This window comes from Caulobacter sp. LARHSG274 (genome assembly GCF_052871235.1).
In genome coordinates, this window is record NZ_JBIXJO010000005.1 from 207,960 (window position 1) to 229,090 (window position 21,131).

General features: G+C 67.6%; 14 protein-coding genes and 1 pseudogene. 10 read left to right on the forward strand and 5 right to left on the reverse strand.

From position 1 onward, the window contains the following. Positions 1 to 486: 486 nt before the first annotated feature. The 5 genes from ACIPQB_RS12430 to ACIPQB_RS12450 form a co-directional block, all read right to left on the reverse strand. On the reverse strand, positions 487 to 3,330 hold the full coding sequence (locus ACIPQB_RS12430) for a TIM-barrel domain-containing protein (protein WP_446485543.1): 2,844 nt from the start codon (positions 3,328 to 3,330) through the stop codon (positions 487 to 489). 73 nt (positions 3,331 to 3,403) lie between these two features. After that, the gene (locus ACIPQB_RS12435; protein ID WP_446485589.1) at positions 3,404 to 5,032 is read right to left on the reverse strand and encodes a DUF5597 domain-containing protein; all 1,629 of its coding nucleotides are present in this window, start codon (positions 5,030 to 5,032) and stop codon (positions 3,404 to 3,406) included. Positions 5,033 to 5,433: 401 nt separating this feature from the next. Further along, complete coding sequence (locus ACIPQB_RS12440) at positions 5,434 to 6,945, reverse strand: tryptophan halogenase family protein (protein ID WP_446485544.1); 1,512 nt, start codon at positions 6,943 to 6,945, stop codon at positions 5,434 to 5,436. Between the two features lie 4 nt (positions 6,946 to 6,949). Beyond that, positions 6,950 to 8,467, reverse strand: coding sequence for a tryptophan halogenase family protein (locus ACIPQB_RS12445; RefSeq protein WP_446485545.1), 1,518 nt, complete (start codon positions 8,465 to 8,467; stop codon positions 6,950 to 6,952). A 184-nt stretch (positions 8,468 to 8,651) separates the two neighbouring features. After that, positions 8,652 to 11,588 (reverse strand): TonB-dependent receptor, encoded by a 2,937-nt coding sequence (locus ACIPQB_RS12450; RefSeq protein WP_446485546.1) that lies wholly within the window; start codon positions 11,586 to 11,588, stop codon positions 8,652 to 8,654. A 333-nt stretch (positions 11,589 to 11,921) separates the two neighbouring features. On the opposite strand from ACIPQB_RS12450, the gene ACIPQB_RS12455 reads away from it, so the two are divergent. The 10 genes and pseudogenes from ACIPQB_RS12455 to ACIPQB_RS12500 all read left to right on the forward strand — a co-directional run bounded on the left by ACIPQB_RS12455 (position 11,922) and on the right by ACIPQB_RS12500 (position 21,113). Then, positions 11,922 to 13,658 (forward strand): IlvD/Edd family dehydratase, encoded by a 1,737-nt coding sequence (locus ACIPQB_RS12455; RefSeq protein WP_446485547.1) that lies wholly within the window; start codon positions 11,922 to 11,924, stop codon positions 13,656 to 13,658. Then, the gene (locus ACIPQB_RS12460) at positions 13,658 to 14,605 is read left to right on the forward strand and encodes a 2-dehydro-3-deoxygalactonokinase (RefSeq protein ID WP_446485548.1); all 948 of its coding nucleotides are present in this window, start codon (positions 13,658 to 13,660) and stop codon (positions 14,603 to 14,605) included. The genes ACIPQB_RS12455 and ACIPQB_RS12460 overlap by 1 nt, the downstream gene beginning before the upstream one ends. Then, complete coding sequence (locus ACIPQB_RS12465) at positions 14,598 to 15,218, forward strand: 2-dehydro-3-deoxy-6-phosphogalactonate aldolase (protein WP_446485549.1); 621 nt, start codon at positions 14,598 to 14,600, stop codon at positions 15,216 to 15,218. Before ACIPQB_RS12460 ends, ACIPQB_RS12465 begins: the two co-directional genes overlap by 8 nt. A gap of 47 nt (positions 15,219 to 15,265) precedes the next feature. Continuing rightward, positions 15,266 to 16,831 (forward strand): sodium/sugar symporter, encoded by a 1,566-nt coding sequence (locus ACIPQB_RS12470; RefSeq protein WP_446485550.1) that lies wholly within the window; start codon positions 15,266 to 15,268, stop codon positions 16,829 to 16,831. 167 nt (positions 16,832 to 16,998) lie between these two features. After that, entirely contained in the window at positions 16,999 to 17,727 is a 729-nt protein-coding gene (locus ACIPQB_RS12475; protein WP_446485590.1) for a FadR/GntR family transcriptional regulator, read from the forward strand. A 19-nt stretch (positions 17,728 to 17,746) separates the two neighbouring features. Next, entirely contained in the window at positions 17,747 to 18,748 is a 1,002-nt protein-coding gene (locus tag ACIPQB_RS12480; RefSeq protein ID WP_446485551.1) for a glycoside hydrolase family 5 protein, read from the forward strand. 38 nt (positions 18,749 to 18,786) lie between these two features. Next, complete coding sequence (gene mgrA / locus ACIPQB_RS12485; protein ID WP_446485552.1) at positions 18,787 to 19,845, forward strand: L-glyceraldehyde 3-phosphate reductase; 1,059 nt, start codon at positions 18,787 to 18,789, stop codon at positions 19,843 to 19,845. Positions 19,846 to 19,905: 60 nt separating this feature from the next. Next, positions 19,906 to 20,085, forward strand: a pseudogene (locus tag ACIPQB_RS12490) (helix-turn-helix domain-containing protein); the annotation flags it as partial. Positions 20,086 to 20,224: 139 nt separating this feature from the next. Then, positions 20,225 to 20,581, forward strand: coding sequence for a hypothetical protein (locus tag ACIPQB_RS12495; protein WP_446485553.1), 357 nt, complete (start codon positions 20,225 to 20,227; stop codon positions 20,579 to 20,581). 175 nt (positions 20,582 to 20,756) lie between these two features. Continuing rightward, entirely contained in the window at positions 20,757 to 21,113 is a 357-nt protein-coding gene (locus ACIPQB_RS12500; protein ID WP_446485554.1) for a hypothetical protein, read from the forward strand. Positions 21,114 to 21,131: the final 18 nt, after the last annotated feature.

Here is a 21,131-nt window from a genome sequence, read left to right on the forward strand (position 1 = left end):
GCCTGTGGCGACCGTCTTTCGGCTCCGCGGAGGTGTTCCCGCCGTCCGACCGGAAGACTGAAGGTCCATCCGGATCCTCCACCCTCCCGCGCCGGCCCGAAGGGCTCCGCGCAACCGGCCGACGGACACGCCCCGCTCGACCACCCCCAAAAGCCGCATCGGTCGCCGTACGTGCGCCCTCCCCGTGCTCTTGGGTGCGAGCATTATCGGGCTGGTCTGGGAGGGTGAGGATGGAAAAAAGCGAGAAAATCGCAGGGCGTTGATTTCGTTGGGCCTGACCAGCGTTGATCCCCGCAAACCGCGGGGATGGAGGACCGCGGCTTCTCCTCCCCCGCCATGCGGGGGGGGAGGTGGCGCGATGCGAATACGCATCGTGACGGAGGGGGCGTCACGATCTCGGCAGGACGCCCCCTCCGTCCGCCTCGCGGCCACCTCCCCCGTTGCACGGGGAGGACAAGGGAAATGTGAGCCCGGACGGGTCGCCCCCTACTTCCGGGTCACCACCATCGGCTGGCCGTCATAGTCCACCGTGGCGTCGGCGGCCTCGAAGTCGGTCGGCTTGGCGCCGCCGCCGATGAAGCGGACCTTGATCACCCGCTTGTCGCGCATGCCGGTGAACGTCCCCGACCGGGCGCCGATGGTCAGGCGGCCCGAGGCGTTGTCGAAGCTCATCGGGATGCGGCTGTAGGCTCCGCGCTCATAGCCGTTGCTCAGGCCGTCGTCCTCATAGAGCTCGTAGCGGCCGTCGGCGCCGGTATAGACCACCACGGTCAGCGGCGCGTCGGGCTGCTCGCCGACATATTGCTGGACCACCGTGGTCGGCACGATCGACCCGGCCCGCACGAACAGCGGCATGCGGCTGAGCGGGGCGTCGGCCTTGATCGTCTGGCCGCCCTTGAAGGCCTTGCCGCTCTCGAAGTCGTACCAGCTGGCGCCGGCCGGCAGATAAACGTCGCGCGAGCGGGCCTTGAACGCCGTCACCGGGGCGACCAGGAACGCCTTGCCGAACAGGTACTCGTCATTGACGTTCCGCGCCGCCCGGTCGGCCGGGAAGTCCATCACCAAGCCGCGCATCATGCTGCCGTCACGGTGATAGGTATCGGCCGCCAGGGTGTAGACATAGGGCATCAGCCGGTAGCGGAGCTCGTCGTACCAGGCCAGGGCCTTGTAGACCTCGGTGCCCTGGTCGGCGAGGTTGTAGATCTCGCGGTACGGGAACTCGCCGTGGCTGCGGAACAGCGGGCTGAAGGCCCCGAACTGGAACCAGCGCAGGTTCAGCTCCTGCCATTCGGGCCAGTGGGCCGGGTCCTTGTTGGTGTAGCGGTCCTCGACCGAGAAGCCGCCGATGTCGGTGGTCCAGTTGGGGATGCCCGACATCGACAGGTTCACCCCGGCCGAGATCTGGTCCTTCAGGTCGTCCCAGCGGGCGACCACGTCGCCGCTCCACAGGGCCACGCCGTTGCGCTGGATGCCGCCGAAGCCCGAGCGCGACAGGATGAAGCTGCGCTTGTCGGGGTTCAGCGCATGCTCGCCCTCGAACACGCCGCTGGTGTGGATCAGCGGATAGGAGTTGAAGAACTCCGCCCCCGGTCCGATCGCCGTCGGGCCCATGCGCAGGGTGCGCTCGGGGATGTCGAGGTTGGAGTGCATGTCCGGCTCGTCGCTGTCCATCCACCAGGCGTCGACGCCGAAGCCCTTCAGGCTCTCCTTGACCTGGCGCCAGTAGATGTCGCGCGCCTCCTTGGTATAGGGGTCGTAGAACGAGTTCAGATAGCCCGGACCCACCCAGTCGAGCGCGCCTTGCTCGATGTTGCGGTGGTACATGTGGCCCTTGGCGTCGAGCTCCTTGAAGTGCTCCGTGGTCGGATAGAACTTCGGCCAGATCGAGATCATGAAGTGGGCGTTGAGGGCGTGGACCTCGTCGATCATGCCCTTGGGATCGGGGAAGCGGGTCTCGTCGAACTTGTGGCTGCCCCAGGCGTCGTCCTTCCAGTAGCGCCAGTCCTCGACGATGTTGTCGAGCGGCAGCTTGCGGGCCCGGTATTCCTTGACCACGCCCAGCAGTTGGTCGGCGGTCTCGTAGCGCTGGCGGCTCTGCCACAGGCCATAGGCCCAGCGCGGCATCATCACCGCCTCGCCGGTCAGGCCGCGATAGCCGCCGACCACCTGGTCGAGGTCGCCGCCGCCAACATAGTAGTAGTCGACCGCGTGGGCGACGTCCGAGGTGAAAGTCAGCGAATGCTGGTCGGCGGCCGGGATCGGGTTGTTGTGCAGCAGGCCGATATAGCCCTGGTTGGGGTCCCACTCGACGCGGATCTTGTGGCGGGTCCCGGCCTTCATCGGGGTGGTGAAGTTGTGGAACCACGGGTTCCAGTTCTGCCGCCAGCGGTCGATCGCCAGCTTGCCGTCGACATAGAGCTTGGCGTAGCCGCTGGAATAGAGCTTGAACTTCTGGACCCCGCCGACCGGGGCCTCGACCGCGCCTTCCCAGACCACCCGCACGCCGGCCAGCGGCTTCTTGTCCGGCCCGATCAGCTCGGCCGGCCAGTTGGCCTGGTCCTTCAGGTAGCGGTAGTCGATGTCGGTCTCGGTGCGGGTCACCTTCAGGGCGTCGCCGATGTAGTACTTGGCCGTGAAGCCGCCGGCCTTGCCGGCCGCGTCGAAGATCTTCAGGTCGCGCGAGGCCAGGTCGTAGGGCGTGGGGTCGCCGAACCGGGTGATGCCGTTGTTCTCCCACAGCACCCCGTAGTTGCGGGTCGACAGCACGAACGGCACGGCGATGTCGCGGTTGTACTGGGCCAGCTCGACGTCTTCGCCATTGTAGTTCATCTGGCCGTTCTGGTGCTGGCCAAGGCCGTAGAAGGCCTCGTCCGTGCCCGGATTGAACTGCTGGCTGACGGCGTAGAAGGTCTTGCCGTCGATCGTTTCGGTCTTGAACGGCCGGCGGCCGTTTTCGCTGAGCACCAGCTTGCCGGCCGCGTCGCGGAAGCTGACGGCGCCGTCGGCCAGCGACACCTCGGCCGTGGCCTTGGCGGCCTTGACCACCACCTTGCCGCCGACCTGCTCGACCGTGAAGGCGCCGCCGGGCTTGGCCGTGACCATCAGGCTGGGCGGAACGTCCAGGCTGTCGGTCGGCGTCGCGGTGACGTGGATGGCGCGCTCGCCCATCACCTGCAGCCGCACCTTCTTGGCCGGCCCCGAGGCGGGGGTGACGATCACCCCCTCGGGGGTCTTCTCGAAGCCGCCGTCCAGCGCCAGGGCGCTGGTCGAGGCCAGCAGGGCCAGGGCGAGGCCGGTCAACAGGGCGGCGGGCTTGGTGTGGATGCGCATCGGATGGTCTCCCCCAGGTACGGGACTTGTTTTGTCGCTGCCGTTCGACCGCAGCCGGGCGGATGAGATTGGGCTAGTAGGTCGCCAGTTTGACCTTCAGGATCTGCGGTTGGGTCGTCAGGTTCAACCCGTAGTCGACCTGGTCGCCGTTCCACAGCCGGTCGAAGACCCATTTTCCGTTGTCGAAATGGCCTTCCTCGACCCGGGCCAGCATGAACCGCTCGTTCTTGGCCGAGCCGAAGGTGACGCGAGCGCGGTAGCCGGTGACCAGGAACTCGTTGGGCGACAGCTGGGCGATCAGGGCCCCGCCGTCGGGGACCTCGCGATTGGGCTGCTTCTCGGCCTTGCCCATCCACGGGGCGTCGATCGAGCCGAACTGCCATTCGCCATAGGAGACCGTGGCCGTCCAGCGGTCGCCCAGCTTCAGGGTCTCGGCCTTGCGGTCGTCGGCCTCGCCGACGCCCCAGACCTGGCCCTCGAACGACAGCCGGGCCCATTCGCGGGCCATCGGCTCCAGCAGGCGGTAGTGGACGGCGAAGTTCTCCAGCGCCTGGGCGTCGACCGTCTTGGCGCCGAGCGGGTAGTTGGAATAGCCGGTGAAGTCGAGGCCGAACGGCGAGAAGCCCAGGCCGTGGTGGCCCAGCACGTCATAGACGTGGCGGGCGAAGCCCTTGTCGCTGCCGATCTCGGGCACGAACAGCGGATTGTCCGGGCGGCCGTACTGGTCGAGCGTCTTTCGGACATTGGCGCTCTCGCGCATGTAGATGTCCGGGGCCAGGGCGTCGATCGACGGGGCGGCGGCCTTCCAGATGTCGAGCACGTTCCAGGTCGGGCCGCCCGACGAATAGGTGAACGGGTCCTGCCAGTTGAAGGGGTCGCGCAGGGCGGCGTTGACGTACATCGGCAGCGGCAGCTCGCGCTTGCCGGCGGCGGCGACCGCGTCGACATAGCGGCCGATCGACCAGGCGTGGAAGAACTCGTCGGCGTCCTTGCCGAACACCTCCTTCCAGGTTCCGGCCTTCTTGCCCATGGCCTTGACCAGGGTCGCCGGCACGGGACCGTCGAACAGCTTCTGGGCGGTGGGGGAATAGTCGCGGACGGCGCGATAGGTGCCGGTCTCGTTCTCCGGCTGGACCATGATCACCGTGTGGTCGGGATCGGCGGCCTTCAGGTGGCGCATCAACTGGACGAAGGCCTTGCGGTCGGCCTCCAGCGTGGCCGGGAAGTGCGGCGACAGCGAGTCCTTGACCTCGCCCTTGGCGTTGATCACCCGCGGGAAGCGCTTGTTGTCCAGCTTGACCCATTCGGGCGCATATTGCGGGCCGTTGTTCTTCCAGGTCGCGAACCACAGCAGCACCAGCTTCACGTCGTTGGCGCGGGCCTGCTTGAGCAGGATGTCGACGTAGGAGAAGTCGAACTGGCCCTCGACCGGCTCGATCTGCTCCCAGGCGACGGGAATCTCCAGGGTGTTGGCGCTCAGCGCCTTCACCGCCGGCCACACCTTGGGCAGCTGCGAGGGATAGTTGGCGGCGTTGTTGGCCTGGACGCCCAGCATCAGGAACGGCGCGCCGTCGACCATCAGGGCGTGGCGGCCGTCCTTCTCGACGAACCGCGGGACCGGGGCGTCGGCGGCCAGGGCCGGACCAGCGCCGAGCACGGCGGCCGCGCACAGGGCGACCAGGGCGCAGGCCGCGCCGCGCATCGCGCTCTTGGCGCCGTCGCCGGCCGTGATGTTCTGGAACCGCAAACCGTCCCCTCCCCTGCTGGCCGTCTGTCTCGCGAAGGTCGCCGCGACGGCTTCGTTACCGCTAACATATAAATAGGACAATTAGACGAGGCAACCGGCATTGCAAGCCGTTTCACTCGCCCGGAAAGGCGGGAAGGTCATCTCCAGAATGCCCCTGAAAACGCACCGTCCCAGCAAAAAAAATCCGCGCATCGCTCGCAGGGGAACGATGCGCGGCGGAGAAGCGGCACGGAGTCGGGGAGATATGATCCCGTGCTTGTGGCGTTCGGAGACGGGAGATCGCCACGCGACCTCGCCCTCAGTCAAGCTTATATACTCCGACAAATGGATTGGCAAGCGATCTGCTACCGCTATCATCAGCCGAGCGGCTCGGCGCGGCAGTTGCGGGCGATGAAGTCTTCATGCAACGGCAGCGCCTCGGCGGCCTGGCGGATGATGTTGCGCATGCCCGTCATCTGGGCGCGCAGGGCGGTCCCGTCATAGCCGTCGGCGAGCGGATCATAGGATCGCGGCCACACCCGCTGGCCCAGATAGACCGCCAGCCAGTTCGGGTCCTTGAACAGGCCGGTGTCGTTGGAATTGATCCGGCCGTAGCCCCGGAACTGCTCAAGCTTCCAGGCTAGGCTGTCGGGGATCGACATCGTGCGGCAGTAATTCCAGAGCGGGGAATCGTCGCGCTCGGTGGCGTGGTAATGCAGGATGAGAAAGTCGCGGATCAGTTCGTATTCAAGGCAGGACAGGCGGTTGTATTCGCCGCTCACCGCCGGATCGAAGTCGCGATCGGGAAAGAGGCCGACCAGGCGCATGGCGGCGGTCTGGATCATGTGGATGCTGGTCGATTCCAGCGGCTCCATGAAGCCGCTGGCCAGGCCGATGGCGACGCAGTTCTTGTTCCAGGCCTGCTTGCGGCGGCCGGTGGTGAAGCGCAGCGGCCGGGGGTCGGCCAAGGCTTCGCCGTCCAGACTGGCCAGCAATTTGGCGGCGGCCTCGTCGTCGCTGATGAACTGGCTGGAATAGACATAGCCGTTGCCGGTGCGGTGCTGCAGCGGGATGCGCCATTGCCAGCCGGCCTCGCGAGCGGTCGAGCGGGTGTAGGGCGTGGGCGGACCGACCTTGGCCGAGGGCGCGGCCACGGCGCGGTCGCAAGGCAGCCAATGGGTCCACGCCTCGTAACCGGTCTGCAAGGCCTGCTCGATCAACAGCCCGCGGAAACCGGAGCAGTCGATGAACAGCTCCCCCTCGATCCGCCGGCCGCCCTCGAGCAACAGGGACTCGATGAAGCCGTCCGCGCCGCGCAAGGTCACGTCGACGACCTTGCCCTCGACGCGCCGCACACCCTTGGCCTCGGCGTAGGACCGCAGGTAGCGGGCGTAGAGCGCCGCGTCGAAATGGAAGGCGTAGGCCATGGTCGCCTGCACCGAACGCGGATCGCCGCTGGGCCGCGCGAAACGGCCCATCTCGGCGGCCACCGCGCTGAGCGCATAGGCGTCGATCTCGGTCCGGTCGCCCTCGGCCCGCAGCCTCAGCCAGTACTGATGGAAGGCGCAGACGTCGAAATTGGCCCCGTAGGTCCCGAACGGGTGGACGTAGCTGTCGCCGATCCGGCCCCAGTCCCGAAACTGGATGCCCAGCTTGAAGGTACCCTGGGTGCGGCGGACGAACTCGTCCTCGTCCAGGCCGAGCAGGCGGTTGAGCAGGCCGATGGCCGGAACGGTCGCCTCCCCCACCCCGACGATGCCGATCTCCTCGGACTCGACCAGTTCGATCGTCGCCAGGGGGCCGAGGCACCGGGCCAGCACCGAAGCTGTGATCCAGCCCGCCGTGCCGCCGCCGACGATGACGATCTTGCGGATGCGATTGTCGTTCATGGCTTCACGTCCCGGGGATGGCGGGACAATGGCGGGCGATGAACTCGCCATGTCGCGGCATGGACTCGGCCAGCCGCCGCACGCCCTCCAGGCGGTGGCGCATGCCCATCCGCAGCTTGTCGTCGGGAATGGAGTCGATCAGCGGATCGTAACGCTCGGGATAGACATGCTGTCCCAGGAAGATCGCCAGCCAGCTGGGCGCCGAATAGGATTCCTCGGCCAGCAGCGGCACGCGGCCGCAGCTCTTGAACACCTCGATCTTGTGGCGCAGCTCGTCGGGCACGGCCATGGTCCGGCAATAGTTCCACAACGGCGAGTCGTCGCGCTCGGTGGCGCAATAGTGCAGCACCAGGAAATCGCGGATCCGCTCGTATTCGCTGGTGGTGATGCGATTGTACTCGTCGATCATCACCGGGTCGAAGGCCATGTCCGGGAACATCTCGACCAGGCGGGCCAGGCCGGTCTGGATCAGCTGGATGCTGGTCGATTCCAGCGGCTCCATGAAGCCGGCGGCCAGGCCGATGGCGACGCAGTTCCTGTTCCAGAACTTGCGGCGATGGCCGGTGACGAACCGCAGCGGTCGCGGATCGGCCAGGGCCTTGCCGTCGAGATTGGCCAGCAGGGTCGAGGCCGCCTCGTCGTCGCTGATGAACTGGCTGCAATAGACATAGCCGTTGCCGGTGCGGTGCTGCAGCGGGATGCGCCATTGCCAGCCGGCGGCCAGGGCCGTCGAGCGGGTGAAGGGCGTCAGGCCGTCGCCGCCGGTCTCGCAGGGGACCGCCATGGCCCGGTCGCAGGGCAGCCAATGGGTCCAGTCGACATAGCCGGTCTTCATGGCCTGCTCGATCAGCAGGCCGCGGAACCCCGAACAGTCGATGAACAGGTCGCCCTCGATCCGCCGGCCGCCCTCCAGGCTGACCGCCTCGATGAAGCCGTCGTCGCTGCGCAGGTGAACCTCGACCACCTTGCCCTCGATCCGCTCGACCCCTCGCGGTTCGGCGTGGCGGCGCAGATAGCCGGCATAGAGGCTGGCGTCGAAATGATAGGCGTACTGGTAGAACGAGGCCTCCGATTGCAGATCGGGCGACGGCGGCGTGAACCGGCCCAGCTTGGCCACCATGCGCGGCAAGGAATAGTCGCTGAACGGCGTGGGATCGCCCAGGCCGCGCAGCCGCAGCCAGTGGTGATGCGGCGAGACGCCCTCGATCTCGGCGCCATGGTCGCCGAAGCCGTTGAAATGGACGTTGCCCAACCGCGACCAGTCGCGAAACTCGATGCCCAGCTTGAACGTGCCTTGGGTGCGGCGCACAAAGTCGCGTTCGTCGATGTCGAGGATGCGGTTGAAGATCTGCATCAGCGGCACGGTCGCCTCGCCGACGCCGACGATGCCGATCTCCTCGGACTCGATCAGCTGGATCGTGGCCGGCGTGTTCTTGAGGAACCGGGCCAGGACCGCGGCGGCCATCCAGCCGGCCGTACCGCCGCCCACCACCACCACCTTGCGGATACGCTCACGCGACATCGCTCACTCCCCCGTCCCACTCGCGGTCGCGAAGGGACGCGCGCAGTGTCGACAATCGCACGCGGCGTGGGAAGTCCTGAACCGTCCAAGAACGGTCGGCCGCCCTTCGTCCGCGCGCGGTCAGCATCTCAAATGAAAAACCCTCCGGCCATCGAAATGACCGGAGGGCTGCTTTCGCGGCGGTCTAGAAGCTGCCGCGCAGGACCATGGCGATCCGGCGATCGCTGTCGGTCCAGCTGTAGCGCGGCGCGAAGCTCGCGCCTCCGACGTCGAGATAGGTCCGGGCGTTGAGGATGTTGGTCGCCTGGACGCCGATCTTGTACTTGTCGTTCAGCGAGTAGAGGATCGAGCCGTCCAGCTGGCCGAAGTCTTCCGACCAGACCGGCCGCTGGATGTTGGCCGCCGAGGTCGTCAGCAGGTAGCGCTCGCGCCAGTTATAGGCCAGGCGCGCCGAGATGCCGTACTTCTCGTAGATCACCGCCACGTTGTAGCTGGTCTTGGAGAGGCCTTCGAGCGGCAGGGTCTGATCCGCCGCGCCGTCGATTTGCGCCGTCTCGTTGATATTGATCGCGGTGTTCTTGCCGCCATTGCTGTCGACATAGGTGAAGTTGGCTTGCAGGCCCAGGCCGCTGAGGGCGCCGGGCAGGAAGTCATAGAACTGCTGATAGGCCAGTTCGAAGCCTTTGATCTTGCCCTGGGAGCCGTTCATGTTGCGGCTGACCAGGAACTCATAGGTCTGACCGCCCGAAGTATAGGTTTCGGGGGCGTTGCCCATGAAGATGTAGTTCGAGATGTCCTTGTAGAACGCCGCGAAAGTCAGGCTGCTGGCCGGAGCGAAGTACCATTCCAGGCTGGCGTCGAACTGGTTCGACTTGGTCGGCTTTAGCTGAGGATTGCCGCCGCTGCCGGTCATGCCGCTGGGGGCGGGCTTCAAGGTCACGCCGTCGGCTTCGAAGTTGAAGCTGAGGTTCGTGTAGGACTGCATCTGGCTGAAGGTCGGGCGGACGATCGCCTTCGCCGCCGCGAACCGCAGTTGCAGATCATCGGCCAGGAAGAAGCGCAGGTTCAGGCTGGGCAGGACGTCGGTATAGCTGTTGCTGGACGAGCCGCCCTTGATGCTGCCGTTGGCGAAGGCCACCAGGCCGTTGTAGGTCGAGCAGTTCGCCGTGCAGTTGCCGGCCGGCTGGCTGATCGTGAAGACTCCCGTACCGCCATCGACTTCGGTCTTGACCACCCGCACGCCGACATTGCCGTCCATCCGCCCGAGCGGCGAGGTTTCGTTGCCGAACCGGAGCAGGGCGTAGATGGCCTTGGTCTTCTCACCCTGGTTGTTGGTGCCCCCGTTGGCGTTGTCGCCGGCCGGCTTGGCGGTGGCGTAGCTGGCCTCGGTCAGCGGGCTCCAGCCCCAGCCGGCGCTCTCGGTGTTCTTCAGGAAGCTGTAGGCGTTGGCGGTGCCGTTGCTGACCAGGGATTCCGACGGGAACCAGGCCACGCCGGGCAGTTGCACGTCGCCGCGGAAGAAGTTGTCGTAGGTGATCAGCTCCGACTGCACCGGCAGGCCGCCGTTCTGGTGCGAGGCGTCGAAACCCGTCTGGTTCAGATAGACCGGCGTACCGCCGCCCCAGAATTGGCTGCTCAGCAGGGCCCAGTTATAGCCGGTCTGCCGGGTCGTCGCGGTCTTGTCGGTGCCGCGGACGCCGAAGCGGAACGACTTCAGCCAGGCATTGTCGTCGAAGGTGTATTCGGCGTCGGCGCGGGCGGCCTTGGAGTCGGCGCTGTTATCCTCGATGTGATCCATCGCCGCCGCCCACCAGTAGGCCGACTGGGTGCGGGTGGTGTCGGTGCTTTGGTTCAGCTTCAGCACCGGCTCGTCGCCGGCGATGTTGAACGTCAGGCTCGACGGGACGTCGCGGCTCAGCTGGGTGAACGCCGTCATGCTGAGCACGTCGGCGTGCGACTTGACATACTGGAAGTCGCCGCTGAACGCCCACTTGTCGTTCGGCGTGTATTTCAGATTGAACGAGTAGTCCTCGGTCTTCTTGTGCGACGAGCCGTAGCGGGTGTCGGCGGTCAGGCCGACATTGGTGATCGTGCCCGCGGTGACGGCGCCGTCGGCGTCATACTTATAGCCCGGACCGGCCGCGGCGTAACCGCCGTTGGTGTCGCCCAGGGCGTGCTCGACGTCATGCGGATCGGCCTTGGCGGTCAGGACCTGGAGCGTGGCCTCCCACTGGTCGTTCGGACGCCATTGCAGGGCGCCGGCGAAGGCCGTGCGCTTCTGCTGCCAGTCGATCCGGCGCCAGCCGATCGAATTGGGGATATAGACCTTGTCGCCGACCGACTTGCCCACCGCGGCGGGGTTGTCGTTGGCGGTCAGCGTACGCTCTTCGAAGCGGCCGGTCTGGATGCTGTCGGTGCGATTGCCGATATTGCCGATGCTGCCCGAGACCAGCAGGCCGATTTCACCGATATTGGTGTTCCAGCGGTCGCTATAGAGCAGGTTGCCGGAGATGAAGCCCTTGTCGCGCAGGTCGGCGTAGTTGTAGTCGGCCGAGAAGGCCAGCAGGCGCTTGTTGGAGTCGAACGGCTTGCGGGTGCGCAGGTTGACGATGCCGCCGATGCCGCCTTCGATCAGTTCGGCCGACGGGTTCTTGTAGACGTCGACGCCGGCCAGCAGGTCGGCCGACACGTCTTCGAACGACAGGGCGCGACCGTTGTTCGCCGAGAAGATGTCGCGGCCGTTGGTTTCGCTGCGGACCCACGACAGGCCGCGAATGAACACGCCGCCGCCTTCCGACGCCAGGCGGGCCGGGTCGCGGTTTTCGTTGGTGCGCTGCAGGGTGACGCCGGGAATCCGTTGCAGGGCTTCCGAGACGCTGCGGTCCGGCAGGGCGCCGATGTCCTGAGCGGTGATCGAATCAACGACCTGCTCGGCGTTCTGCTTGATCTGCTGAGCCGACTTCAAGCTGGCCCGGATGCCGGTGACAACCACCTCTTCCACGGTGTCGACGGGCTTGGCCGCCTCCTGCGCGAACGCGGCGGCCGGCGCCAGGGCGCCGATCACGAGCGCGGACGCGCCCATGAACATGAGATTGCGATGTGAGTGATTGCGACGCGACATTTGGCTTCCTTCCCCAAGATGAGATCCGTCCCGACGCTCTCAAGGCGTCGGTGACGTGCGCCGCACGCAGCGGTCACACGATCTATTTTTGACGTTTAGTCATATAATTGGTACTTACAAGCCGAAATTGATAGCGCTATCATTTCCGTCAGGAGGGCGACTTTTGAGCCACAGTGGGTCTCGACAAACCCCTTGCGGCGATGGGGAAAGTCGCAGCCTAAGGTCGATTTTCCCAGTGCGTCATGACGCCTCAGGCCTTGGCAAATGTATTTATAATACTATAAATGGAGCTCAAGATTTTCGAGCGGCTCGGCCGCGGCGTTAGGGCTGGTCATGAGTCAGGGAAACGGGGGCGGACGCTTCCGCAGCGGTCACAGCTACGGCAAGCTGGATCGCGATGGCTTCATCCATCGCAGCTGGATGAAGAGCCAGGGCCTGCCGGACGACGTGTTCGACGGCCGGCCGGTGATCGGCATCTGCAACACCTGGTCGGAGATCACTCCCTGCAATGCGGGCCTGCGCGACATCGCCGAGCACGTGAAGCGCGGCGTCTGGGAAGCCGGGGGCCTGCCGCTGGAATTCCCGGCCATCTCACTGGGCGAGACCCAGATGCGGCCGACGGCCATGCTGTTCCGCAACCTGCTGGCCATGGACGTCGAGGAGTCGATTCGCGGCAATCCGATCGACGGCGTCGTGCTGCTGGGCGGCTGCGACAAGACCACGCCCGGCCAGATGATGGGCGCGGCCAGCGTCGACCTGCCGACCATCGTCGTCAGCTCCGGCCCGATGCTGAACGGCAAGTTCCGCGGCAAGGACATCGGCTCGGGCACCGACGTGTGGAAGTTCTCCGAGGCCGTGCGGGCCGGCGAGATGACCCTGCCGGAGTTCATGTCGGCCGAAAGCGGCATGAGCCGCTCGCCCGGCACCTGCATGACCATGGGCACCGCCTCGACCATGGCCTCGATCGTCGAGGCCATGGGCATGAGCCTACCCTACAACGCCTCGATCCCGGCCGTCGACGCCCGCCGCCGGGCGATGTCGCACGAGACCGGCCGGACCATCGTGCGCATGGTGCATGACGGCCGGACCATGTCGCAGGTCGCCACCCGCGCCGCCTTCGAGAACGCCTTGCGGGTCCACGCCGCGATCGGCGGCTCGACCAACGCCGTGGTCCACCTGCTGGCCCTGGCCGGCCGGCTGGGAGTCGAGCTGACCCTGGAGGACTTTGACACCCTGTCGCGCGACGTGCCGCTGCTGGTCGACCTGCAGCCGTCGGGCCGCTTCCTGATGGAAGACCTGCACTATGCCGGCGGCGTGCCGGCGGTGATGAAGCAGTTGGCGCCGTTCCTCGACCCCACCGCCCCGACCGTCACCGGCGCGCCGATCGGCGCCCAGTACGAGAACGCCGAGGTCTATAACGACGAGGTCATCCGCTCGGTCGAGGCCCCGGTGAAGCCCGACAGCGGCATCTGGGTGCTGCGCGGCAACCTGGCTCCCGGCGGGGCGGTGATGAAGCCCAGCGCCGCCAGCCCCGAGTTGTGCAGCCACCGCGGCAAGGCCGTGGTGTTCGAGACCATTGAGGACTTCCGCGCCCGCATCGACGATCCGGACCTCGACGTCGACGCCGGTTCGATCCTGGTGCTCAAGGGCTGTGGCCCCAAGGGCTATCCGGGCATGCCAGAAGTCGGCAACATGCCGCTGCCGCGCAAGCTTCTCGAACAGGGCGTCAAGGACATGGTCCGGATCAGCGACGCGCGGATGAGCGGCACGGCCTTCGGCACGGTGATCCTGCACGTCTCGCCCGAATCCGACGCCGGCGGCCCGCTGGCCATCGTCCAGAACGGCGATGAGATCGTGCTCGACGGCCCCGGCCGGTCGCTGACCCTGCTGATCTCCGACGAGGAGCTGGCCGCGCGCCTGATCGCCTGGCGCGCCGATCCGCCGGCCCCCAAGGCCACGCGCGGCTACGCCAAGCTCTACATCGACCACGTGCTGGGGGCCGACAAGGGCGCGGACCTGGACTTCCTGGTCGGGGCCAGCGGCTCGGTCGTCACCCGCGAGTCGCACTGATGAACGATCCGTCCGTCACCATCTTCGGCGACTGGGGCACCTCGCGGCTGCGGCTCTATCTGCGCCAGGGCAAGAGCGTGCTCGACCGCCGCGACGGCCCCGGCATCGGCGCCCTGACGGCCTCGCCGCGCGAGACCTTCCTGTCGCTGGTCGGCGACTGGCGTGAGGCCAAGCCGTCCCTGGCCCTGCTGTGCGGCATGGTCGGCTCGCGCAACGGCTGGGCCGAGGCGGCCTACGCCCCTTGCCCGGCCGGCGCCGCCGACCTCCGCGCGCGGCTGCTGCACCTGGACGCCGACGGCCTGCCGGTGGCGATCGTGCCGGGCCTGTCCTGCGTCAACGCCCTGGGCGGACCCGACGTCATGCGCGGCGAAGAGACCCAGATTCTCGGCGCCCTCGAGCTGGACCCGGCGCTGAAGCGCGGCCGCCGCCTGCTGGCCCTGCCCGGCACCCACACCAAGTGGGTGGTGGTCGAGGACGGGGCGATCACCAGCTTCCTGACCGCGCCGGTCGGCGAGATCTTCGCCCTGCTGCGCCAGCACTCGATCCTGGCGAAGGCCGCGCCCGGCGACGGCCCCGAATCCCCCGAGGCGGTGGCGGCGGGGTTCGCCCGCGGCGTCGCCCGCATCGTCGAACAGGGCCCCGCCCGCCTGCCGCACCTGATCTTCGAGACACGCAGCCGGCAATTGCTGGACGGCCTGTCCAAGGACGAGGCCATGGGCTTCCTGTCGGGCCTGCTGATCGGCGGCGACACCGCCTCCACCGCCAGCTGGTTCGGCGACCTGGGCTCGGTGTCGTTGATCGGCGCGCCGGCCCTCAGCGCGCTCTACGCCCAGGCTATTGCCGCCCTGGACGGGTCCAGCACGGCCGTCGACGGCGATGCGGCCGTCCTGGCCGGATTGACCACCTTGTCCCCGAGCCCCACCAGCGGAGTTCACGTCCTTGCCTAACCCCAGCACCCCGCCGATCGTCGCCATCCTGCGCGGCGTCAGGCCCGACGAGATCCTCGACGTCGCCGCGGCCCTGGTCGAGGCCGGGATCGGGGCCATCGAGGTGCCGATGAACTCGCCCGATCCGCTGATCAGCATCGAAAAGCTGTGCGCCGCCTTCGGCGACCAGGCCCTGTGCGGCGCCGGCACCGTCCTGTCGCCCGAAGTGGTCGATCAGGTGGCGGGCGTCGGCGGCAAGCTGATCGTCACCCCCAATATCGACACCGCCGTGATCAGCCACGCCGTCGGCCTGGGCCTGACCGTGATGCCCGGCTTCGCCACGCCCAGCGAGGCCTTCGCCGCCGTCAAGGCCGGCGCCCGGTCGCTGAAGCTGTTCCCGGCCGGCACCTTCGGCCCCGGCCACATCAAGGCGGTGCGCGACGTGCTGCCCAAGGACGTGTCGGTCTACGCCGTCGGCGGCGTCGGCGCGGCCAATCTGAAGCCGTGGGTCGAGGCCGGCGTCGCCGGCATCGGCGTCGGCGGCGAACTCTATCGTCCCGGCTATTCCGCCCAGGAGGTCGGCCAGCGGGCCCGGGCCCTGGTCGCGGCCTGGAAGGGCGAAGTTCCGAGCTGAAGCGTCTTACCAAAGCAGAACAAGAACAGCCCTAAGGGGGGACCCCAGTGAGAACCATCGACTTCGTCATCCTGGCGATCTACGCCGTCGCCATCTTCGGCCTGGCCCAGTGGGTCAGCCGCGACAAGGGCGGCCACCGCAAGGACTCCACCGACTACTTTCTGGCCGGCAAGGCCCTGCCCTGGTGGGCGATCGGCGCCTCGCTGATCGCCGCCAACATCTCGGCCGAGCAGATCATCGGCATGAGCGGCTCGGGCTACGCTCTGGGCCTGGCCATCGCCTCCTACGAATGGATGGCGGCCCTGACCCTGCTGATCGTCGGCAAGTTCTTCCTGCCGATCTTCCTGAAGAACAACATCTCGACCATGCCGCAGTTCCTGGAGCAGCGGTACGGCCCCAGCGTGCGCAACGTGATGGCCCTGTTCTGGCTGGTCCTCTACGTGTTCGTGAACCTGACCTCGATCCTGTGGCTGGGCTCGATCGCGATCCACACCGTGACCGGCGTCGACCAGATGACGGCCCTGGTGATCATCGGCGTCTTCGCCCTGGCCTACCAGCTGTGGGGCGGGCTGAAGGCCGTGGCCCTGACCGACATCGTCCAGGTGGCCCTGCTGATCACCGGCGGCCTGATCATCGTCTTCCTGTCGCTGACCAAGATCGGCCACGGCGACCTGCTGGCCGGCTTCAATCACCTGACCACCCAGTTCCCCGACAAGTTCGACATGATCCTGTCGCGCGACAATCCGCACTACAAGGACCTGCCGGGCCTTTCCGTGCTGTTCGGCGGCCTGTGGGTGATGAACGTCTCGTACTGGGGCTTCAACCAGTACATCATCCAGCGCGCCCTGGGCGCCAAGGACATCGCCGAGGCCCAGAAGGGCATCGCCCTGGCCGCCTATCTCAAGCTGCTGATGCCGGTGATCGTCGTGCTGCCGGGCATCGCCGCCCTGGTGCTGGCGCCCGGCCTGGCCAAGCCCGACCAGGCCTATCCGGAAATGATGAAGCTGCTGCCGCCCGGCGTGCTGGGCGTCGTGTTCTCGGCCCTGGTGGCCGCGATCGTCGCGTCCCTGGCCGCCAAGATCAACTCGATCGCCACCATCTTCACCCTGGACGTCTACGCCAAGGTCCGGAAGGGCTCCTCGGAGCGCCATCTGGTCACCGTCGGCCGCATCACCGCCGTCGTCGCGGTGATCGTCGGCATCCTCATGGCCAAGCCGCTGCTGGGCAAGGCCGAGCAGGCCTTCCAGTTCATCCAGGACTTCACCGGCTTCTTCACGCCGGGGATCGTGGTGATCTTCATCCTGGGCCTGTTCTGGAAGCGCGCCACCACCGCCTCGGCCCTGGTCGCGGCGATCGGCGGCGCAGCCCTGTCGGGCGCTTTCTTCGTCGCCGACAAGGCCGGGGTGTTCGTGATCCCGTTCATGAACCGGGTCGGCCTGGTGTTCCTGCTGACCCTGGCCGCGGCGATCATCGTCTCGCTGGTCGCGCCGCAGAAGAAGGACGTCAACGTCGTCACCCTGGAGGGGGTCAGCTACAAGACCACCACCGGCTTCAACATCGCCGGCCTGGGCGTGATCCTGATCCTGATCGCCCTCTACGCCACCTGGTGGTGAGGACGCGTCGGCCCGTCTGAACGAAAAGTCCCGTCCGGTTCGCCGCGGCGGGGCTTTGTTCATTAATAATATGATAGTTCCGGGCGCCCGCGAAGCGCGCTACACAAGGCCTTATCTATTAGTGGTCGTATTGTTTCCTGCGTTCTTAGGGGAAGATAAAGTTGGCGATCCGTACACAGCCCGGCCTCAGCCTGACCTACGGCCTCGTCGAATCGCTGGGCCAGGCGATCGTCACCGGCGAGTACGCCGAGGTCGGCTTTCCCACCGAGGGCGAACTGTCCAAGCAGTTCGGCGCCAGCCGGACGGTGACGCGCGAGGCGGTCAAGATGCTGACCGCCAAAGGCCTGCTCAGCGCCCGGCCGCGTCACGGCACGGTGGTCGAACCGGAGACCGAATGGAACCTGCTGGATCCCGACGTCCTGCGCTGGCTGCTCGAGCGCAAGTTCAGCCTGCGCCTGCTGGCCGAGTTCACCGAGATGCGCCTGGGCATCGAACCGGCCGCCGCCGCCCTGGCGGCGCGTAACGCCGACGAGAAGGGCCTGGCCGGCATTCGCAAGGCCCTGGCCCGGATGAAGGCCGCCGCCGAGGGCGAGGACGATCCCCTGGCCTCGGACATCGCCTTCCACATCGCCATTCTCGACGCCACCAAGAACCCGTTCTATCGCGACCTGCACGAGCTGGTGAACACCGCCCTACGGATCTCGATCCGCTTCACCAACCGCATCAAGGGCCGCACGGCCTCGATCCCCTCGCACGAGGACGTGGCCGAGGCGATCTTCGCCCGCGACGCCGAGGCGGCCCAGAAGGCCATGCAGGTGATCCTGGTCGACGTCCTGGACCTGATCCGCGCCGCCTCGCCCGACACCGAATCCGAGGCCGCCCGCCGCGACGCCTGACCGCCCCCGGAGAAACGCCATGGTCTCGGCCCTGAAGACGCTGATCGTCTGCGCCCTGCTGTCGGCCCTGGCCGCCGCGCCGGCCGCCGCCCGCGAGATGTCGGCGGCCGACCAGGTCAAGACCATGGGGCGGGGCGTCAACGTGCTGGGCTATGATCCGCTGTGGAAGGATCCGGCCCAGGCCCGCTTCCAGCTGCGCCACTTCAAGACCATCAAGGACGGCGGCTTCGACACCGTGCGGGTCAACCTGCACGCCTTCGAGCACATGGACGCCGACAACCGGCTGGACCCGGCCTGGCTGAAGACCCTCGACGCGGTGGTCCAGGCGGCCCTGGCCCAGAAGCTGACCGTGATCCTCGACGAGCACGACTTCGGCCCCTGCGGCGAAGATCCCGCCGCCTGCAAGCCGAGGCTGACCGCCTTCTGGCGGCAGATCGGCGAGCGCTACAGGGCCGCGCCCGACCGGGTGGTGTTCGAACTGCTCAACGAACCGAATAAGGGACTGGACGACGCGGTCTGGAACGGCTGGGTCGCCGAGCTGCTGCCGGTGGTCCGGGCCACGAACCCGACCCGCAACGTCATCGTCGGCCCGGCCTTCTGGAACAATATCGCCCACCTCGACGCCCTGCAGCTGCCGGCCCAGGACCGCCACCTGATCGCCACCGTCCACTACTACCTGCCGATGGAGTTCACCCACCAGGGCGCGTCGTGGAATCCCAGCACGCCCAAGACCGGCGTGACCTGGGGAACCGAGGCCGAGCGCCAGCGGATGAAGACCGACTTCGACGGCGTCCAGGCTTGGGCGAAGGCCCACGACCGTCCGATCCTGCTGGGCGAGTTCGGGGCCTACGACAAGGGCGACATGGCCTCGCGCGCCGCCTATACCGCCGCGGCCGCCCGCCAGGCCGAGGCCCGCGGCTGGGCGTGGGCCTACTGGCAGTTCGACAGCGACTTCATCGCCTACGACATCAAGAAGGACGCCTGGGTCGAGCCGATCCACAAGGCGCTGGTTCCGCGCTAGACGTTCTCCTTTCCCCTTTCCCTTCCCAGGAATGTCCCGTGCAGCAGCCCTACGTCGCCGATCCCGCCCGCTACGACGCCATGCCCTATCGCCGGACCGGCCGCAGCGGGCTGGACCTGCCGGCGATCTCGCTGGGCCTGTGGCAGAACTTCGGCGGGGCGGACGTCTTCGAGACCGGCCGCGCCATCCTGCGCCGCGCCTTCGACCTGGGCGTCACCCATTTCGACCTGGCCAACAACTACGGCCCGCCCTACGGCTCGGCCGAGGAGAACTTCGGCCGGGTGATGGCCGCCGACTTCAAGGCCCATCGCGACGAGTTGGTGGTCTCGACCAAGGCCGGCTGGGACATGTGGCCGGGCCCCTATGGCGGGGTCGGCGGCTCGCGCAAGTACCTGATCGCCAGCTGCGACCAGAGCCTCAAGCGCATGGGGCTGGACTATGTCGACATCTTCTACTCGCACCGGGTCGACCCGACGACGCCGCTGGAGGAGACCATGGGCGCCCTGGCCCACCTGCACCGCCAGGGCAAGGCGCTGTACGTCGGGATCTCGTCCTATTCGCCGGAACTGACCCGCCAGGCCCACGCCATCCTCAAGGCCGAGGGCGTGCCGCTGCTGATCCACCAGCCGTCCTATTCGATGCTCAACCGCTGGATCGAGGACGCCCTGCTCGACACCCTGGAAGACCTCGGGGTCGGCTGCATCGCCTTCTCGCCCCTGGCCCAGGGCATGCTGACCAGCAAGTACCTCGGCGGGGTGCCCCAGGATTCCCGCGCCGCTCGCGAGGGCTCGCTGGGCGGCCACATGCTCAGCGGCGACAACCTGGCCCGCATCCAGGCCCTGGACGCCCTGGCCAAGGCCCGCGGCCAGAGCCTGGCCCAGATGGCCCTGGCCTGGGTGCTGCGCGACCCGCGCGTCACCTCGGCCCTGATCGGCGCGCGCACCGTGGCCCAGCTGGAGGACTCCCTGTCCGCGCTCGACGGCCTGGGCTTCACGCCCGAGGAGCTGGCCCAGATCGACCGCCACGCGGCGGAGGGCGCGATCGACCTGTGGAAGATCTCGTCGAACCTTTCGCCCTCCGACCTACCCAAGGGTTGAGCGCCCCTTGCGGCTCGCGTCCATGAGGCTACAGTCAGGCTGTAGACGAGGGGGCTCGACTTGGACCAGAGGGTTGAGGGACTCGGCCGGCTGACCGCGCGCGAACGCGACTGCCTGCGCCTGGTCGACGAGCACCTGAGCTCCAAGGAGATCGCCCGCCGCCTGGGCCTGTCCAAGCACACGGTCGACTGGCACCTGGACAAGGCCCGCCGACGGCTGGGCGCGGCCGACCGCTACGAGGCCGCCCGCCTGGTTTCGCCGCTGATCCGCGCCGCCCCCGCCATCACCCCCCCTCCGATCGGATCAGGGTCCGACACGGGGCGGCTGGTCACCGATCCCTTCTCCGCGTCCCCTGGCCGGGCCGACGAAGGAGCAAGTCGTGACCTCACTTTCGGACCTCCAGAAGGACGCGGTGGCCAGGGCCCTGAACCTGCGCGCCGACATCCGCCGCTTCCAGCAGACCTGGCCGACGCCGAACGCGCCCGGCGAGCTGGCCCCGCCGTTCACCTGGGCGCAGCTGGAGCGCCAGCTTTCCAGCCTGGCGGCCAATCCCCGGGCCGCCCTGATGGCGCCGGACCTGGTGGGGGCGACCCGGAAGCAGGCCGCCTTCAAGCCGCCGGAAATGGTGCTGCGCGAGATCCTCTGCGTGGCGGGGACGCTGATGGACGAGAGCTTTCTCGACGTCCCGGCGACGCGCCGCGCGCCTTCGGACATTGGGGAGGCCCCAATGACCTGACGCTCGTCCAACGGCTGGGCCTGATCGCCGCCCTGATGATCGCGACCGCCCTGGCGTTCGGATCGCTGCTGGCGGGACTGCACGCCCTGCGCGGCCTGTTCTAGCGGCGCGGCCGTTGCGCCTCGCCCGCCTCAACCCTCAATCGCGCCGCGCGCCGGCGCCAGGAGATTTCGTCATGCTCAAGGAACGCCGCGACGCCGCCGAGGCCGTCGCCGAGGCCCTGTTCGTCGCCGAGAAGGCCATCGACGCCGCCATCGCCAGCACCGCCGCCCTGACCACCCTGATGCCCACCTCCCGCGAGGCGGCCAGGCTGTCGGTGATGATCGGCCAGGACGCCCTGCTCAGCGCCATCGAGACCATGCGCGCCCTGGGCCTGGCGCGGCAGAACATCGTCGACACCCACAAGAACCTCAGCCAGGCCCAGCACGACATCGGGCTGTCGGCCGTCTCCTTCGGCGGCGGCGGCGAAAAGCCCCCGCCCAGCCTGATCGGCAGCCTGCGGGCCGTGCCGTCCCCGCGCGAGGCCGCCTGATCTCCCCGATCCGGCCGC

Bases quoted from the DNA above. Each gene is read 5' to 3' on its own strand.
- ACIPQB_RS12430 (WP_446485543.1), bottom strand. From the start codon at position 3,330: ATGCGCATCCACACCAAGCCCGCCGCCCTGTTGACCGGCCTCGCCCTG.
- ACIPQB_RS12435 (WP_446485589.1), bottom strand. From the start codon at position 5,032: ATGCGCGGCGCGGCCTGCGCCCTGGTCGCCCTGTGCGCGGCCGCCGTG.
- ACIPQB_RS12440 (WP_446485544.1), bottom strand. From the start codon at position 6,945: ATGAACGACAATCGCATCCGCAAGATCGTCATCGTCGGCGGCGGCACG.
- ACIPQB_RS12445 (WP_446485545.1), bottom strand. From the start codon at position 8,467: ATGTCGCGTGAGCGTATCCGCAAGGTGGTGGTGGTGGGCGGCGGTACG.
- ACIPQB_RS12450 (WP_446485546.1), bottom strand. From the start codon at position 11,588: ATGTCGCGTCGCAATCACTCACATCGCAATCTCATGTTCATGGGCGCG.
- ACIPQB_RS12455 (WP_446485547.1), top strand. From the start codon at position 11,922: ATGAGTCAGGGAAACGGGGGCGGACGCTTCCGCAGCGGTCACAGCTAC.
- ACIPQB_RS12460 (WP_446485548.1), top strand. From the start codon at position 13,658: ATGAACGATCCGTCCGTCACCATCTTCGGCGACTGGGGCACCTCGCGG.
- ACIPQB_RS12480 (WP_446485551.1), top strand. From the start codon at position 17,747: ATGGTCTCGGCCCTGAAGACGCTGATCGTCTGCGCCCTGCTGTCGGCC.
- ACIPQB_RS12500 (WP_446485554.1), top strand. From the start codon at position 20,757: ATGCTCAAGGAACGCCGCGACGCCGCCGAGGCCGTCGCCGAGGCCCTG.